This is a genomic window from Testudinibacter sp. P80/BLE/0925, assembly GCF_053570785.1.
In genome coordinates this window covers 1,756,604-1,774,312 of the sequence record NZ_CM131636.1, presented here as the reverse complement: position 1 = coordinate 1,774,312, position 17,709 = coordinate 1,756,604, and the positions used below count along the sequence as shown (strand labels likewise).

12 protein-coding genes and 1 tRNA gene are annotated in these 17,709 nt (G+C 46.3%); 7 read left to right on the top strand and 6 right to left on the bottom strand.

Annotated elements, in window-relative coordinates:
• Positions 1-51: 51 nt before the first annotated feature.
• On the bottom strand, positions 52-2,082 hold the full coding sequence (gene uvrB, locus ACWA5Z_RS08595; RefSeq protein WP_431051467.1) for an excinuclease ABC subunit UvrB: 2,031 nt from the start codon (positions 2,080-2,082) through the stop codon (positions 52-54).
• Between the two features lie 540 nt (positions 2,083-2,622).
• Here uvrB and ACWA5Z_RS08590 point away from each other — a divergent pair.
• The 3 genes from ACWA5Z_RS08590 (at position 2,623) to ettA (ending at position 5,618) form a co-directional block, all read left to right on the top strand.
• Positions 2,623-2,698: transfer RNA gene (locus ACWA5Z_RS08590), tRNA-Asn, on the top strand.
• Between the two features lie 130 nt (positions 2,699-2,828).
• Positions 2,829-3,797, top strand: coding sequence for a calcium/sodium antiporter (locus ACWA5Z_RS08585; protein WP_431051465.1), 969 nt, complete (start codon positions 2,829-2,831; stop codon positions 3,795-3,797).
• A 150-nt stretch (positions 3,798-3,947) separates the two neighbouring features.
• The gene (gene ettA, locus ACWA5Z_RS08580) at positions 3,948-5,618 is read left to right on the top strand and encodes an energy-dependent translational throttle protein EttA (RefSeq protein ID WP_431051463.1); all 1,671 of its coding nucleotides are present in this window, start codon (positions 3,948-3,950) and stop codon (positions 5,616-5,618) included.
• A gap of 73 nt (positions 5,619-5,691) precedes the next feature.
• On the opposite strand, the gene cra is transcribed toward ettA, so the two are convergent.
• Positions 5,692-6,699, bottom strand: a complete 1,008-nt coding sequence (gene cra, locus ACWA5Z_RS08575; RefSeq protein WP_431051461.1) for a catabolite repressor/activator — start codon at positions 6,697-6,699, stop codon at positions 5,692-5,694.
• Positions 6,700-6,783: 84 nt separating this feature from the next.
• Positions 6,784-8,832 (bottom strand): methionine--tRNA ligase, encoded by a 2,049-nt coding sequence (metG, locus tag ACWA5Z_RS08570; RefSeq protein ID WP_431051459.1) that lies wholly within the window; start codon positions 8,830-8,832, stop codon positions 6,784-6,786.
• 209 nt (positions 8,833-9,041) lie between these two features.
• Between metG and apbC the strand changes: the two genes are divergently transcribed.
• The 4 genes from apbC to fbpC all read left to right on the top strand — a co-directional run bounded on the left by apbC (position 9,042) and on the right by fbpC (position 14,625).
• Entirely contained in the window at positions 9,042-10,154 is a 1,113-nt protein-coding gene (gene apbC / locus ACWA5Z_RS08565) for an iron-sulfur cluster carrier protein ApbC (RefSeq protein ID WP_431051457.1), read from the top strand.
• Between the two features lie 212 nt (positions 10,155-10,366).
• Positions 10,367-11,404, top strand: a complete 1,038-nt coding sequence (locus tag ACWA5Z_RS08560; protein WP_431051455.1) for an ABC transporter substrate-binding protein — start codon at positions 10,367-10,369, stop codon at positions 11,402-11,404.
• 101 nt (positions 11,405-11,505) lie between these two features.
• Positions 11,506-13,560, top strand: a complete 2,055-nt coding sequence (locus ACWA5Z_RS08555) for an ABC transporter permease (protein WP_431051454.1) — start codon at positions 11,506-11,508, stop codon at positions 13,558-13,560.
• A gap of 12 nt (positions 13,561-13,572) precedes the next feature.
• Positions 13,573-14,625, top strand: coding sequence for a ferric ABC transporter ATP-binding protein (gene fbpC, locus ACWA5Z_RS08550; RefSeq protein ID WP_431051452.1), 1,053 nt, complete (start codon positions 13,573-13,575; stop codon positions 14,623-14,625).
• 87 nt (positions 14,626-14,712) lie between these two features.
• On the opposite strand, the gene ACWA5Z_RS08545 is transcribed toward fbpC, so the two are convergent.
• The 3 genes from ACWA5Z_RS08545 to aroG form a co-directional block, all read right to left on the bottom strand.
• The gene (locus tag ACWA5Z_RS08545; protein WP_431051450.1) at positions 14,713-15,948 is read right to left on the bottom strand and encodes a DUF711 family protein; all 1,236 of its coding nucleotides are present in this window, start codon (positions 15,946-15,948) and stop codon (positions 14,713-14,715) included.
• Between the two features lie 112 nt (positions 15,949-16,060).
• Positions 16,061-16,279, bottom strand: a complete 219-nt coding sequence (locus tag ACWA5Z_RS08540) for a DUF1107 family protein (protein WP_431051448.1) — start codon at positions 16,277-16,279, stop codon at positions 16,061-16,063.
• Between the two features lie 178 nt (positions 16,280-16,457).
• On the bottom strand, positions 16,458-17,516 hold the full coding sequence (gene aroG / locus ACWA5Z_RS08535; protein ID WP_431051446.1) for a 3-deoxy-7-phosphoheptulonate synthase AroG: 1,059 nt from the start codon (positions 17,514-17,516) through the stop codon (positions 16,458-16,460).
• Positions 17,517-17,709: the final 193 nt, after the last annotated feature.

Here is a 17,709-nt window from a genome sequence, read left to right as displayed (position 1 = left end):
CTTTATTGAATGAGTTATCTGTATTTTGTTTCATTTTATCCTCTATCCAGCTTAATCGCCTAATACAAACCGCTCCCGCAGGCGGTGCAATTCATCACGCACCGCAGCGGCTTGTTCGAATTCCAGATTTTGCGCGTGTTGGTACATTTGCTGTTCCAGTTTTTTAACCTGTTGCTCAAACTCTTTGGCGTTTTTCGGTTGGTAAACCGCACTTGGTTCGGCGGCTTTTGCCAGTTTCTGTTTGCCGCGCGCTTTGTTGCTTGCGCCTTGCCCGATATCGAGCAGTTCGCCGACTTTTTTGTTTAACGCTTGTGGCACAATGCCGTGTTTTTCATTGTGCGCCATCTGTTTTTCACGGCGGCGGTTGGTTTCGCCAATCGCTTTTTCCATCGAATTGGTGATCCGATCGGCATATAAAATCGCTTTGCCGTGCAGGTTACGCGCGGCGCGTCCGATGGTTTGAATCAACGAGCGTTCCGAGCGCAGGAAGCCCTCTTTATCGGCATCTAAAATCGCCACCAGCGACACTTCCGGAATATCCAACCCCTCACGCAATAAGTTGATCCCGACCAACACATCGAACTCGCCCAAACGCAGATCGCGGATAATTTCCACCCGCTCGACGGTATCAATATCCGAATGCAGATAACGCACGCGCACACCGTGTTCTTCCAGATAATCGGTCAAATCTTCCGCCATGCGTTTGGTTAAGGTGGTGACCAATACTCGCTCGTGCTTATCGCTGCGAATCCGGATTTCCGACAATAAATCATCAACTTGGGTCGCCACCGGACGCACTTCTAAAATCGGATCGAGTAAACCGGTCGGACGCACCACTTGATCGATCAGCTCGCCCCCGGATTTTTCCAGCTCGTAAGGTCCGGGCGTGGCGGAGACATAAATCGTCTGCGGTGCAAGCCGTTCAAACTCTTCAAAACGCAACGGGCGGTTGTCCAACGCCGACGGCAGGCGGAAACCGTATTCCACCAGTGTTTCTTTACGCGCGCGGTCGCCGCGATACATTCCGCCGATTTGCGGCACAGTGACATGGGACTCGTCGATAATCAGCAAACCGTCACTCGGAATATAATCAAACAAGGTCGGCGGCGGCTCGCCCTCGCCGCGTCCTGACAGATAACGTGAGTAGTTTTCAATGCCCGAGCAGTAACCCAATTCGTTCATCATCTCAATATCAAACTGGGTGCGCTGGGTAATCCGCTGTTCTTCCAACAGTTTATTATTCTCCAACAGATATTGGCGGCGCTCCGCCAATTCGGCTTTAATCCGTTCGATCGCCTCCAGCACCCGTTCGCGCGGGGTCACATAGTGGCTTTTCGGATAAACGGTGTAGCGCGGCACTGCGCCGAAATTATGCCCGGTCAGCGGATCAAACAGGCTCAAGCGTTCCACTTCTTCATCAAACAGTTCGACGCGCAACGCCACATCGTCCGATTCCGCCGGGAAAATATCAATAATTTCGCCGCGCACGCGAAAGGTACCGCGCTGAAAGGCTTGATCATTACGGGTATATTGCAACTCCGCCAGTTTAGATAAAATCTGGCGTTGATCAATAATCGCCCCGCTTTGCAGGTGCAACATCATTTTCAGGTAAGAATCGGGATCGCCCAAGCCGTAAATCGCCGACACGGAAGCAACCACAATGGTATCGCGCCGTTCCAAAAAGGATTTGGTCGCCGACAAGCGCATTTGTTCGATCTGATCGTTAATCGACGCGTCTTTCTCGATGAAGGTATCGCTCGCCGGCACATAGGCTTCCGGCTGATAGTAATCGTAGTAAGAGACGAAATACTCGACCGCATTTTCCGGAAAAAATTCCTTCATCTCGGCGTAAAGCTGTGCCGCCAGGGTTTTATTCGGCGCCAGCAACATCGCCGGGCGGTTGAGTGTGGCGATCACATTGGCGATGGTAAAGGTTTTGCCCGACCCGGTCACCCCCAACAACGTTTGGTGCGCCAAACCGTCCTCCAAGCCCTCAATCAGTTTGGCGATTGCCTGCGGCTGATCGCCCGACGGTTTAAAATCGGAATGCAGTTTGAACGGTTTGGAATTGGGTTTTGACATAGCAGTACCAGATTAGAAAATCAAGATCGAAAGTGCGGTAGTTTAACATATTTCAGAGTGAAATTTTATATGAATGATACGGAGGTCAGGAGGATTTGCACGGATCCGCTTATTTCGTCGATAACACACGGGGTTAGCTATTTTTTTCCTCGAAAAACAATTATCAAAAATTGACTTTTTGCACAGTCTCCCAACTGTCAAGAGGCAAACTTCAAATTTTCAAAAAAAATAATAAAAAAAAGACTAGATTTTTCATATCTTATTGATAAATAAAAACATGTCATTTTATAGCCAAATTGAAAGCCGATCTCGCAAAGTCGCATATTTCCTGTATTTTGCCCCACTCCGCAAAAACTAATCCACAAAGTTATCCACAAGCGGTGTGGATAGAAAAATTCCATTAAATTTCTGCCGTTTTTTTGTTTTAACGCTCTTGACAAGCGAATTTGAACTCACTATCATACGCCCCTCAATTCGACATTGCGGAATAAATCTATACTATAAATTGCATATCGGTTGCATGGTCGAAAAACGAACAATTCCTCCTTAGTTCAGTCGGTAGAACGGCGGACTGTTAATCCGTATGTCGCTGGTTCAAGTCCAGCAGGAGGAGCCACTTTCTCTGTCGGTTAGCTTTTATTTGTCTCCTTTTGTAAACGCTTTTTGTAATCCGACAGTGTTTAGCCCATAATCGTCATGATTACGGGCTTTATTTTTATCTGCTCTATGTATCCTCAGGACATACTATGCTACTTGCTTCCCTTGCCGTGATTGCCGGCTTGATTATTTTAGTTTGGAGTGCCGATAAATTCGTCGATGGCGCCAGCCAAACCGCGCACTATTTCGGTATGCCGAAATTATTAATCGGTATGTTGATTATCGGTTTCGGCACCTCTGCACCGGAAATCGTGGTGTCAATCACCTCGGCAATCCAAGGCAATCCGGGAATTGCGCTCGGCAATGCTTACGGTTCGAATATCGCCAATATCGCGCTGATTCTCGGTGTGACCGCATTGATCAGCCCGGTATTGGTCACGCCGTCGATTTTGAAAAAAGAGTTACCGCTGTTGCTGATTGTGACCTTGGTTTCAGCCGGTTTGTTGTTCGATCGCGATATTAGCCGCATTGACGGTATCATCATTTTAGCCATGTTTGCCTTATTTATGTTTGTCAGCATTCGGGATGGCTTAAAAGTCAAAAATGCGTTATCCAACCAACTATCAGAAGACGACCAACGGGACGATATTGTGATCGGTAAAGCTATCGGTTTACTACTGTTCGGTTTAATCCTGCTGATTGCCAGCTCGCAACTGTTGGTTTGGGGCGCGGTCACTATCGCCAACCATTTCGGCGTGAGCGAGCTGATCATCGGCTTAACCGTAGTCGCCGTTGGCACATCGCTGCCGGAACTCGCCTCCAGCATTGCCGCCGCACGCAAAAACCAGCATGATTTGGCAATGGGCAATATTATCGGTTCCAATCTGTTTAATACGCTGGCGGTGGTCGGGCTTGCCGGCGCCATCCATCCCCTGCAAGCCGAAAACGACATTATCACGCGCGATATGCCGGTGATGTTGTTCCTGACCGCACTTTTATTCCTGCTCGGCTACCGTTACAAAGCGGAAAACGGCTATATCCAACGCTGGGCCGGTGTGCTGTTGTTGCTGTGTTATATTGCCTATAACAGCGTTATTTTTATACAGATTGCACGCTAATTTCTCTTTTTCAAGCGCAAAGTGCGGTCAGCCCCGCTATCTGTCTGACCGCACTTTGTGTTTCCGGCGTAGCCCTCGCCCTTAATTTCGCCTATAATAAAGCGATTTTTTATCTGACTTTTTTCTCGACAAGAAACGAAAGGAAATACTATGTCCACCCAATTTGTGTATACGATGCACCGCGTCGGCAAAGTCGTGCCGCCGAAGCGTCATATTTTGAAAAACATTTCTCTCAGCTTTTTTCCGGGCGCGAAAATCGGGGTTCTCGGTTTAAACGGCGCGGGGAAATCCACCCTGTTGCGGATTATGGCGGGAATCGATAAGGATATTGAGGGCGAAGCGCGCCCGCAACCGGGAATCAAAATCGGCTATCTGCCGCAAGAACCCAAACTGGATCCGCACCAAACCGTACGTGAGGCGGTGGAAGAAGCGGTCAGCGAAGTGAAAACCGCATTGACCCGCTTAGATGAAGTCTATGCGTTATACGCCGATCCCGATGCGGATTTTGATCAGCTGGCGGCGGAACAAGCCGAGCTGGAAGCGATCATTCAAGCCCACGACGGACACCATCTGCAAAACCAACTGGAACGTGCCGCCGATGCGTTGCGTTTGCCGGATTGGGACGCAAAAATCGAGCACCTGTCAGGGGGCGAACGCCGCCGCGTGGCATTGTGCCGCTTGTTGTTGGAAAAACCGGATATGCTGCTGTTGGACGAACCGACCAACCACTTAGACGCAGAATCGGTGGCGTGGCTAGAGCGCTTCTTACACGATTACGAAGGCACGGTGGTGGCGATCACCCATGACCGTTACTTCTTGGATAACGTTGCCGGTTGGATCTTGGAGCTTGACCGTGGCGAAGGCATTCCGTGGGAAGGCAACTACTCGTCTTGGTTGGAACAAAAAGAGAAACGCTTGGCACAAGAAGCGGCGACCGAGTCTGCCCGCCAAAAATCGATTGAGAAAGAGTTGGAATGGGTGCGCCAAAATCCGAAAGGCCGTCAAGCGAAAAGCAAAGCGCGTATGGCACGCTTTGATGAACTGAACAGCGGTGAATATCAAAAACGTAACGAAACCAACGAGTTGTTTATTCCACCGGGTCCACGCTTAGGCGATAAAGTCATCGAAGTCAGCAACCTGAGCAAATCTTACGGCGACCGCACGTTGATTGATGATCTCTCTTTCAGTATTCCGAAAGGGGCGATTGTCGGCATTATCGGTCCGAACGGCGCAGGGAAATCCACCCTGTTCAAAATGTTGAGCGGACAAGAACAAGCGGACAGCGGCTCGATCACACTGGGCGAAACCGTGGTGTTAGCCTCGGTCGATCAGTTCCGTGACAGTATGGACGACAAGAAAACCGTGTGGGAAGAAGTCTCCGGCGGTTTGGACATTATGCGTATCGGCAATTTTGAAATTCCAAGCCGGGCTTATGTCGGACGGTTCAACTTTAAAGGCGTGGATCAACAAAAACGTGTCGGCGAGTTGTCCGGCGGTGAGCGCGGACGTTTGCATTTGGCAAAATTGTTGCAAACCGGTGGCAACGTGTTATTACTCGACGAACCGACCAATGATTTAGACGTGGAAACCTTGCGCGCCTTGGAAAATGCGGTGTTGGAATTCCCGGGCTGTGCCTTGGTGATTTCCCATGACCGTTGGTTCTTAGACCGTGTTGCCACTCACATTTTAGACTACGGCGACGAGGGCAAAGTGACTTTCTACGAAGGCAACTTCACCGATTACGAAGAGTGGAAGAAGAAAACCTTCGGCGCAGAAGCGGTGCAACCGCACCGGATTAAGTATAAACGCATGGCGAAATAGTCTGTTTATACCGCACTTTACGACTTCACTTTATAGCCGCACTTGGTTCGACACCAAGTGCGGTTGCGTTTTGTTATGCCCGGGCTTTATAAAAAATTTCACGCTGCACCCAAACCGGATAAGCCTGTGCGTTACGCTGTTTTTTACTGTCGCTTTTCACAATCATGCGCTGTAGCGCCAACAATAAATTTTCCGCAATGTCATCATACGGCTGCACCGCGCTGATCACTTGGTTTGGCAGCAACTCCAACATTTGTTGGTCACCAAAGGTAGCCAGTGTTAATTGCGGCGGAATGCCGCCCTGCTGTTGCAACAGTGCTTGGAACACCCCTTGCAGCAGGGTTAACGAAGTGATGAACAAGGTATCCGGCAAGCTGTTTTGCTGTAGCCATGTGCTGAATGTTGCCATTGCCGATTCACGGGTAAAGTGCGGTGCATACAGGTAGTCGATCTGCAAACCTTGCTTTTCTACGACTTGACGGAATCCCGATTCGCGTTGGCGGCTGATTGGAAATTCCGGATGTGCGCCGAAATACAAAATCGAACCGGTTTTATCATGCTGTAACAATGTTTTTGCCAAGTGACAACTATCGTCCTCGTCATGATACAACACATTGATATTATTTAAATTATTGGCTTGGCGATCGAAACCGATAATCGGTACGTCACTCACCTGCCGATAAAAATCATCCTCACTGTCCAGTGCGGTCGATACCACCAACGCATCAATTTTGCGCGCCAATAACTGCTTGGCACACTGCTTTTCGTTTTCCGCTTCGTCATTCGAGCAAGAGATAAACAGCTGATAGCCCGCCTTGCGGCAAAGGGCTTCGAAACGCATTGCGATTTTGGCGTAACTGATGTTCTCCAAATCCGGGATAATCAAACCAATGGTATTGGTATGCCCGGCACGCAGCCCCGCCGCCACCGGGTTGGGTTTGAAATTATGCTCATTCACCACCGCCATCACTTTTTCAATCGTGCGATCACTCACCCGATGTAATTTTGCTTTGCCGTTAATCACATAACTCACTGTGGTGCGCGACACACCGGCTAATTTTGCTACTTCATCTAGTTTCATGGATATTTCCTTCATACAACAAAATTGATTATCCAAATACACAAAACCGCACTTTCATCACGATAAGTGCGGTTGGTTGGTTACTTATTTGACACGCATTCCCGGGGTTGCGCCTTGATCCGGGGTCAGCACGAACAGATCGCTGCCGCCCGGTCCGGCGGCGAGCACCATGCCCTCCGAAACGCCGAATTTCATTTTGCGCGGCGCAAGGTTGGCAACCATCACGGTTAAACGCCCTTCCAGCTCCTCCGGTTTATACGCCGATTTAATTCCGGCGAATACTTGGCGGGTTTCGCTGCCGATGTCGAGGGTCAGTTTCACCAGCTTATTCGCTTCCGGCACGGCTTCGGCTTTGACGATTTTTGCCACGCGCAGATCGATTTTGGCAAAATCATCAATCGAAATGGTATCGGCAATCGGCTCAAATTCGGATTTTTCCGCCGTGCTTGCCCCCGCTTTTTCGATTGCCACCGGCGCTAATTGTGCATTTTCCTCTTTCGACAACGCCACCAATTCATCAATTTGCTTGCTGTCTAAACGGTTGAACAACGCTTTAAACGGCGCAATTTCATGCGCTAATAACGGCGTAGATAAACTGTCCCACGTCAATTCGGTTTGTAAAAAGGCTTCCGCGCGTGCCGCCAATTGCGGCAGCACCGGTTTCAGATAACCGATTAAAATGCGGAACATTTCGATCCCCATTGAGCAGATGTGCTGCAATGCCTGATCTTTACCCTCTTCCTTTGCCACCACCCACGGGGCTTTATCATCAATATATTTATTGGCTTTGTCCGCCAATGCCATAATCTCGCGGATCGCTTTGCCGTATTCACGGTTTTCAAAATAGGCCGCAATCGTTTCGGAGGCTTGGCCGAACTCCGCCAACAACGCCGGATTTTCTAAGCTTGCCGCCAGTTTGCCGCCAAAACGTTTTTGGATAAAGCCGGCATTACGCGAAGCGAGATTCACCACTTTATTGACAATGTCCGCATTCACCCGTTGCACGAAATCTTGCAGGTTCAAATCCAAATCATCAATACGGTGGCTCAGTTTGGCGGCGTAGTAGTAACGCAGATATTCCGGATCAAGCAGTTTGAGATAGGTTGCGGCTTGAATGAATGTACCGCGCGATTTCGACATTTTTTCGCCATTAACGGTCACATAGCCGTGTACAAAAATATTGCTCGGTTTGCGGTAATCGCTGCCCTCCAACATCGCCGGCCAGAACAGGCTGTGGAAATACATAATATCTTTGCCGATAAAATGATACAGCTCGGTGGTGCTGTCTTTGTGCCAAAACTCATCGAAATTCAAGCCTTCGCGATCACACAGATTTTTGAACGACGCCATATAGCCGATTGGCGCATCCAGCCAAACGTAGAAATATTTCCCCGGCGCGTCCGGAATTTCAAAGCCGAAATAGGGCGCGTCACGGGTAATATCCCATTGCTGCAAACCGGCTTCGAACCACTCTTGCATTTTATTCGCCACTTCTTGTTGCAGCGAGCCGGAACGAATCCAGCTTTTCAGCATGGCTTCAAAACTCGGCAAATCAAAGAAAAAGTGTTCCGACTCTTTCATCACCGGTGTTGCCCCCGACACCACCGAACGCGGATTAATCAATTCGGTCGGGCTGTAAGTCGCTGAGCAAACCTCGCAGTTATCGCCGTATTGATCTTCCGCTTTACATTTCGGGCAAGTGCCCTTCACGAAACGATCCGGCAAAAACATGCCTTTTTGCGGATCATACAGTTGCGAAATGGTGCGGCTTTTAATAAAACCGTTGCTTTTCAGTTTAGTGTAAATCGCCTCAGATAACGTGCGGTTTTCGTCGCTGTGGGTGGAATGATAATTATCAAAACTGATGTTAAAACCGTTAAAATCGGCTTGATGTTCGCTTTTCACCTGCGCAATCAGCGCCTCCGGCGTAATCCCCATTTGATCCGCTTTCAACATAATCGGCGTGCCGTGCGCATCGTCGGCACAGACAAAATGGATTTCATTGCCTCGCATACGCTGAAACCGCACCCAAATATCCGCTTGGATATGCTCCAATAAATGACCTAAATGAATCGGACCGTTGGCATACGGCAGGGCGCAAGTCACCAAAATTTTGCGGGCTGAATTTGACATAATTAAACTTGAAATCCTTGTAGAATATTTTATCGAATAAATAGGCACAGATTTTAGCGCAACACGGCTATTTTTACCAGTTGAACCGCACTTTATGCCGTATTGCATGATAATGCAGATTTTAACTTAACACTTGCCGCCAAACATGATTAAATAGCACCGATTTTACTCAAACACTGCTGTAACCCTATAAAAACAAAGGATTTACCATGAGCTTATTTTCCGCTAACGAATTGAGCGACGCTCAAAAAAGCCAAATTGAACAATGCTTTGCCGACTTTCGCGATCCGACATTGCAAAAAAATCTGATCGAACTGAAAGCCCTGAAAAAAATCGAATTGGGCGGCGACACCCTGCGCCTCGAACTGACCCTGCCATTTGCCTGGAACAGTGGTTTTGAACGCTTGAAAACCGCACTTGAGGCGGATTTATTACACATCAGCCAAGCGAAAAGCGTGCGCTGGCAGCTGAATTATCAAATCGCCACCTTAAAACGCGCTAACAATCACCCGGCAGTCAACGGCGTGAAAAATATTATTGCCGTCACCTCCGGCAAAGGCGGCGTGGGCAAATCCACCACCGCAGTCAATCTTGCCTTAGCGTTAAAAGCGCAAGGCGCGCGGGTTGGGATTTTGGACGCCGATGTGTACGGCCCGTCAATTCCGCATATGTTAGGTGCGGCCGATCAACGCCCGACCTCGCCGGACAATAAACATATGGTGGCGATTGAAGTCCATGGAATCTATGCCAACTCAATCGGCTTTTTAATGCCCGCCGACAATGCCACGATTTGGCGCGGTCCTATGGCAAGCAGCGCCCTCAGCCAGTTGTTGCAGGAAACCTGGTGGCCGGATTTGGATTATTTGGTGATCGATATGCCGCCGGGCACAGGCGATATTCAACTGACGCTGTCGCAACAAATTCCGGTTACCGGCGCAATCGTGGTGACAACCCCGCAAGATATTGCCTTACTGGACGCGATCAAGGGAATTGCGATGTTTGAAAAAGTTTCCGTACCGGTGCTTGGCATTGTTGAAAATATGAGCGTGCATATCTGCGCCAAGTGCGGTCATCACGAAGATATTTTCGGCACCGGCGGCGCGCAAAAAGTGGCGGAAAAATACCATATTTCGGTGTTGGGACAAATTCCGTTGCATATCCGCCTGCGTGAAGATCTGGATCACGGCACACCGACCGTTGCCGCCGCACCGCAAGATGAAATCAGCCAACACTTCCTGCAACTTGCCGAAAGCGTCGCCAGCCAACTGTATTGGCAAGGCGATGTGATTCCGGCGGAAATTATGTTTCGCGAAGTGAAGTAATCCGGATTGATTTTTTGCATAAAAAATGCCTGTAAATGTTATTTTTACAGGCGTTTTTTAGTTCGAATCTCCTCTGCTTGCTGCAAAATGATGAAAGAAATCCGCATTAGAATCCCTCTGTTGTTGTGCCATAATTTGTGAGGTTTATCACTAAATACATTTGTTATTTCTTGTATTATTAAAACGTCATTTATATTAACAAGGAGTATCAAATGAAGCGTTCTACTATTTCAATTATTGTATCCAGCCTATTGTTAGGCGGATTATTTTTAAGCCCACAAGTGCTTGCAAAGGGGCGCTTAGTCGTATATTGCAGTGCGACCAATGAAATGTGTGAAGCACAGACCAAAGCCTTCGGGGAAAAATTTGATGTAAAAACATCTTTTATTCGCAATGGTTCGGGAAGCACTTTTGCCAAGATCGAAGCGGAAAAGAATAACCCGCAAGCCGATGTATGGTACGGCGGCACACTCGATCCGCAATCTCAGGCCGGGGAATTGGGGCTACTTGAAGCCTATCGCTCACCCCATATCGATCAGATTGTAGAACGTTTTCAAGATCCCGCAAAAGTGAAAGGCAACTTAAGCTCAGCAGTATATATGGGGATTCTCGGTTTTGGCGTTAATACGGATCGATTGAAAAAACTCGGTATCACAGAAATACCTAAATGCTGGAAAGATCTCAACGATTCACGCTTAAAAGGTGAAGTCCAAATTGCCGATCCGCAAAGTTCCGGCACTGCTTATACCGCCATTGCCACTTTTACCCAACTTTGGGGCGAAGATGAGGCATTCAATTATTTCAAGCAATTACATCCGAATATTTCCCAATATGCAAAATCCGGGATTGCCCCGTCACGTAATGCCGCACGTGGAGAAACGACTATTGGTATCGGCTTTTTACACGACTATGCATTAGAAAAACAAAATGGTGCGCCACTTGAGATGATTGTGCCTTGCGAAGGTACAGGCTATGAGCTAGGCGGCGTGAGCATTTTAAAAGGTGCTCGCAACTTAGATAATGCAAAATTATTTGTCGATTGGGTGCTATCTAAAGAAGGGCAAGAGTTGAGTTGGAAAAAGGGCAACTCCTTACAAATTCTTACCAATAAAACTGCCGAACAATCACCGACTGCATTTGATCCGACTAAGCTGAACTTAATCAATTATGATTTTGAAAAATACGGTGCTGCCGATGAACGTAAACGCTTAATTAATAAATGGGTCGAAGAAGTTAAATTGGCGAAGTAGAGTGAGATTATTATAGCTAGGAAGATGTTTTAAAATATTGCTTACTACCAACCACTGCAATATTCGGAGGCTTAACATGCCGCAACTATCTTGGAGGTTTTATGAAAAAGCAACAAATATTCAATTCGAATATGTTTTGGGTTGCATTGGCTATGTTAGGCTTTATTTTACTCCCTACCATGGCACTAGATTATGGAATTATGGAGTCCACTTCAGATGAAATATTCAGTGCCATGGGGTGGTCTACGCCCAATTTAAGTTGGGTTTGGTTTAGTATATTATTACTTATTCCACTGATTTCTCAGATTTTTTCTAGAAAAAATGAATATCTGCAAGGTATTTTTGAATTTTCTACTGTGGTAGGGATTTTTCTATTTGTTTTTATTTCTGCCGCCATTGAAAAAATCAGCCTTGGTTATTCAATTTTTGTTTTAGTTATTGCGTTAATTGCATTCGCCACCAATGCGTTAGCTAAGATGAAAATAATGCAAAGCGATAAATTCGTGATTGCGTCATTAATTAGTATCGTTTTATTGATTTTTTTCTTTATTGTCTATCCGACGATGGCTATTTTTATTTCAATGTTTTATAACGGCTCGGAATTTCTCCCGACACAAGCATTGAAAATTATTCGACAGCCTTATGTACTGCGTATCATTATGAACTCTTTGAGTGTTGCTGCAACTGTCGGTGTGCTTGCAACCTTATTCGGTTTATTGTTTGCCCTTTATACAACGCGCATTGCGAAACGCAGTGCATTTATCGGAAAAATATTTTCTATTTTACCCATTGTCACGCCGCCTTTTGTGGTTGGTCTTGGCGTTACGCTAATGCTTGGCCGCTCAGGTTATGTCACTAAATTTTTAGTCGAATATCTAAATTTCAGCAGTAATTGGTTATACGGCTTTACCGGTATCGTGATTGCCCATACTTTAGCATTAACCCCAATGTCATTTATGATTTTGGAAGGCGCCCTGAAATCTATTCATCCATCTATCGAAGAAGCCTCTTATACATTGAGGGCTAATCGTTATCAAACATTTTTCGGTATTATTTTTCCATTATTGAAACCGGCATTAGCCAACGCTTTCTTGGTCGTGGCAATTCAATCGTTAGCGGATTTTAGTACGCCACTGGTGCTTGGCGGCAGCTTTGATGTGATCTCATCGCAAATCTATTTTTATATTGCGGGCTCTCAACTTGACTATGCTTCCGCAAGTACTTTAGGGACATTATTGTTGATCTTTTCATTATCCATTTTTGTGATCCAATATCTTTGGATTGGTAACCGCTCTTATGTCACCGTCTCGGGTAAATCTTATCGGGGTGATGTGCAAGATTTACCGAATGCAATGAAACATGGCATTACATTTATTTTGGCTTTTTGGGTGATCTTTAACATCGTTTTATACGGCAGCATTTTCTATGGGAGCTTTACCGTAAACTGGGGGGTGGATCACACATTAACTTTGAGAAATTATGCGGTGTTGTTTGGACAAGGCTTAGATGACGGAGCTTGGCCGTCACTGATTCAAACCGTATTGTTTGCCGCTGCCGCCGCTCCGATTACGGCATTTTTCGGCTTGCTTATTGCCTATATCACAGTACGTCGTGATTTTAAAGGTAAAAAGACACTGGAATTTTTAACCTTGCTATGTTTCGCCGTACCAGGAACCGTTGCTGGCGTGTCCTATATTTTAGCATTTAATAATGCCCCTATTTATATTACAGGTACCGGTCTTATTATCATTCTTTCAATGGTAATGCGTAATATGCCGGTTGGCATGCGTGCGGCAATTGCGGGGCTTGGACAGCTTGATAAATCACTCGATGAAGCCTCACTTTCATTGAAAGGCAGTACCTTTAAAACAATTATTTTCGTTGTTCTGCCACTGCTAAAACCGGCATTGATTTCTGCATTAGTGACAAGTTTTGTACGCGCCATGACAACGGTAAGCGCAATAGTCTTTTTAGTAACTGCAGATACACGGGTGGCGACATCCTATATTCTGAACCGTGTAGAGGATGGCGAATATGGTATTGCCATTGCTTACGGCTCTATTTTAATTATAGTGATGATGAGCATTATATTACTTTTTGATTGGTTAGTGGGTGATACACGTATCTCACGCTCTAAAGCCAAAACAATGAATTAGGATTTATCCATTATGAATCAACATGAAAATTTCTTAGTTTTAAAAAATATCACTAAATCTTTTGCTAAATCAGTGGTCATTGATAATCTCGATCTTATTATTAAACGCGGCACCATGGTGACACTTCTCGGTCCTTCGGGTTGTGGTAAAACGACGGTGTTACGATTAGTGGCGGGCTTAGAAAACCCCACATCAGGGCAAATCTTTATTGATGGGGAAGATGTCACCAAATCCGCCATTCAGAATCGTGATATTTGTATTGTTTTTCAATCCTATGCTCTTTTTCCCCATATGAGCATTGGCGACAATGTAGGCTATGGCTTAAAAATGCAAGGCGTGAGCAAGCCCGAGCGCGAACAACGAGTGCAAGAAGCGTTGGAACTAGTCGATTTGGCCGGTTTTGAGCAGCGCTTTGTGGATCAAATTTCTGGCGGACAACAACAACGTGTGGCGCTTGCCCGTGCTTTGATCTTAAAACCTAAAGTGTTGTTATTTGATGAACCGCTTAGTAATTTGGATGCTAATTTACGCCGCTCAATGCGAGAAAAGATACGAGAATTACAACAACGATTAGGTATCACCTCTTTATATGTTACTCACGATCAAACAGAAGCCTTTGCAGTGTCTGATGAAGTAATTGTGATGAATAAAGGCAAAATTATGCAAAAAGCCTCCGCCAAAACGCTTTATCAGCAACCTAATTCGTTATTTTTAGCAAATTTCATGGGGGAATCCAGTATTTTCCCTGCAAAATTACAGCAAAATAAGATTAATGTATATGGCTATGAATTTAGTTTAAACAACGTTGCGCAATTTAATATCGTCGGCGAAGATTGCCTGCTGGGAGTTCGTCCTGAAGCTATTACTTTTAATCAAACAGGTACACCGGCACAGCAATGCACGATTAAAAGTGCGGTGTATATGGGCAATCACTGGGAAATTATTGCACATTGGCATGGACAAGAATTACTAGTCAATTGCCGTCCGGAGTATTTTAATGCCGAACTCACACAAAGCTATATTTCGTTCTCCAATCAAGGTTTATTCTTATTAAATAAAGAATAGGCAACACGGCATAAAGGAGAATTTTTATTCATTTCAAAAAAGCGGGCTAAAGTCGATTACTATAAGGCGTTAACCCGCTTTTATCAATCACGGCACAGCCAACACCGCACAATTACACAAATCCTCACTCTCAAATCGGGTATGTTGCCCCGCCGATAAATTCGGCACCGGGAATAAGCGCACGGTGAGCGGTTTGTTTAAGCGAAACGCCATAGTGCCGGTATCACGCATAATCGCGGTGATTTTTTCCAGCGGGGTATCGCCCTCAATCGGCACGGTATCCAAGCCGATTCCGCACACGCTGCTATAGGTCAGCAAGGCGCGGATATCAAATTGTTGTTGGCGAGTGGCTTCCGCCAAGCCTTGGTCTTCGGTGACCGCCAGCATTAAACCGGAAAACCCGACCGCGTCGACGTTATCCAAGGTTTTAAACACCCGCGTCAGCAATGCCGAAGCCTCCACCGTACCTGCCGCACCAAAATACGGCACGCCCAATAACCGATAAATATCCACCATCGAATGACAGTTTTTCGACGGCGCAGCGGAGGTATCCATACCGGCAAAACGCCAACCGCTGTCTATCTCGGCTTGCGCGATACATTCATTCACCTGATCAATATGGTATTGCAAAGCACCACGTAAAGTGCGGTAAGCCAATTGCAAAAACGCAGCATGAGATTGTTGTTTTCTAACGGATTGAATGCCCTCTAATACCGCCGCCAATAAATCCGGTGTTTCCAAACCGATCACAAAACAGTTGCCCAATTCGCTGCGATGATAACTTGCCGGAAAATAGGGAATCAACGGTTGGCAGTTGAAATTGACGGTGAAATTGAAATTGCCCTCGCCGCGTGGCGTGATCGCGGCAATTTTTTGTACTGCCGCCGCACACTGGCTAATCTGTCGGTTATCCAAAAAGCCGAATTCATCGGCGGCAATATTGACACAGGCGTTACATAAATCACCGTAATCCTTGATGAGTTCCGGCAACAGTTCAATTTCCGCTTGGGTTTTCGCCTCGCCGATCGCAAAACGAATTCGCCGATCCGAGCCTTGATTTAACGGTAGTAAAATTGCCTTAATCGCCGCCAAACCTTGTTTTGCCGTTTGTAAGCTGCTGAGATTCAAATACTCGGCGAACGGGTTGGTCACAATCCGAATTGACTGCACTTGATAACCGTGCCGTTGTAATGCGTGCGCCAAGCTGTCACACTGTTTTTTCGCTGCGGCAAGTGCGGTCTGCCATGTATTTGAATCGGCTGACAGGCTGGTAAACGCGGTGATTGCGCGCACACGGCATAGTGCAGTTGAGCTCAATGGCATAAATCCCCCTATATTGTAAAAAAATTGTTATAGTTATAACGATAATTGGTTGTTAAGGCAAGAAAAAACCCGCTAACGGTTAAGCTAACGGGTTTCTGAATTCAAGTACAAACTATGTTGCCAAAGCTTCCTGTTGCAAGTGTTTTATATGTCGGTTTATTTCCGACATCACACTGAATTTTTTAAGATTTTTCACTTTGGGTAACACAATTTTGCCTTGTTCAAATTCGAACAGTCCGACACCACTGATAAAAAAAGTACCGGAAAAGAGAATTTTGACATAACGGGCGATTTGAAAAGGATTGTAGCGTTGAAATACTCTGACTTGCATAGCGTCTCCTACGAATTTGCTAGTGTATTTTCTTTATTTTAAATTCCGCACTACTTTTGACTACTGTCATGAATGATGGTTCATTTTTTATTTTATACAAAAAGAGCGGTTAAATCTCATCAATCAACCGCTCTTTTGAAGTGGATCACATTATTTTATCACGATGTTATTACAGTGATTATTTTGTTGCGCGGCGTGCTTTGACCGCACTTGCCAAGTTGCGTAAAAGCTGTTCGCTGTCTGCCCAACCTATGCAGCCGTCGGTGATACTTTGTCCGTAAACCAGCGCTTTGCCGTCCGTTAAATCTTGGCGACCTTCCACCAAATGACTTTCGATCATCACACCGAAAATTTGCTTCGAACCGTTGGCAATTTGGCTGCAAACATCGGCAGAGACATCAAGCTGTTCTTTGAATTTTTTATGGCTGTTGGCATGGCTGAAATCGACCATCACGTGCGCTTTTTTGCCGGCTTTGGCTAAGGCTTGGCACACGTCCGCCACCGATTGCGCATCAAAATTAGTATTGTTATCGCCACCGCGCAAAATGATGTGGCAATCGTTGTTGCCTTTGGTGGTGACAATCGCCGAATGCCCGAATTTCGTCACCGACAAAAAATTATGCGGCGCTTCGGCGGCACCGATTGCGTCAAGTGCCACCCGTACGCTGCCGTTGGTCGCATTTTTAAAACCCACGCCGCAAGACAAGCCGGAAGCCAGCTCCCGGTGCACTTGCGATTCGGTGGTGCGCGCGCCGATGGCGCCCCAACTCATAAAATCCGCCACATATTGCGGCGTGATCATATCCAAAAATTCACCGGCTGCCGGCACGCCTAAATCGTTAATATCCGATAAAACTTTGCGCGCAATGCGTAAACCGTCATTGAGCTGGTAACTGTCATCCAAATACGGATCATTGATTAAACCTTTCCAACCAACGGTGGTGCGCGGTTTTTCAAAATAAACGCGCATGATAATTTCCAGTTCGCCGCTTAATTCGGCACGCATTTGTTTGATTTTTTCAGCATATTCCAATGCCGCTTGCGGATCGTGAATGGAGCAAGGTCCGATGATCACCAACAAACGATCATCATTACCATGGATAATCTCATGGGCTTTTTGGCGGGTGGATTCAACGGTTTGCACCGCCACATCACTGGCCGGATATTTTTCCAATAACGCTACCGGCGGCAGTAATTGCTGGATATTGGCAATGCGTAAATCGTCGTTCTTATACATCGTGTTCGTCCCTAGTTGTAAACAATAAAATAGTCATTAATATATTGATTAATTTGGTAATATTTTAAATTCTGATTGTAGGGGCGGATTATATATCCGCCCGAACCGCACTTTGCACCTACCCACAATCAATTAACTACAAATACCGCACTTCGTAAACGGGCGGATATATAATCCGCCCCTATCCTACTTC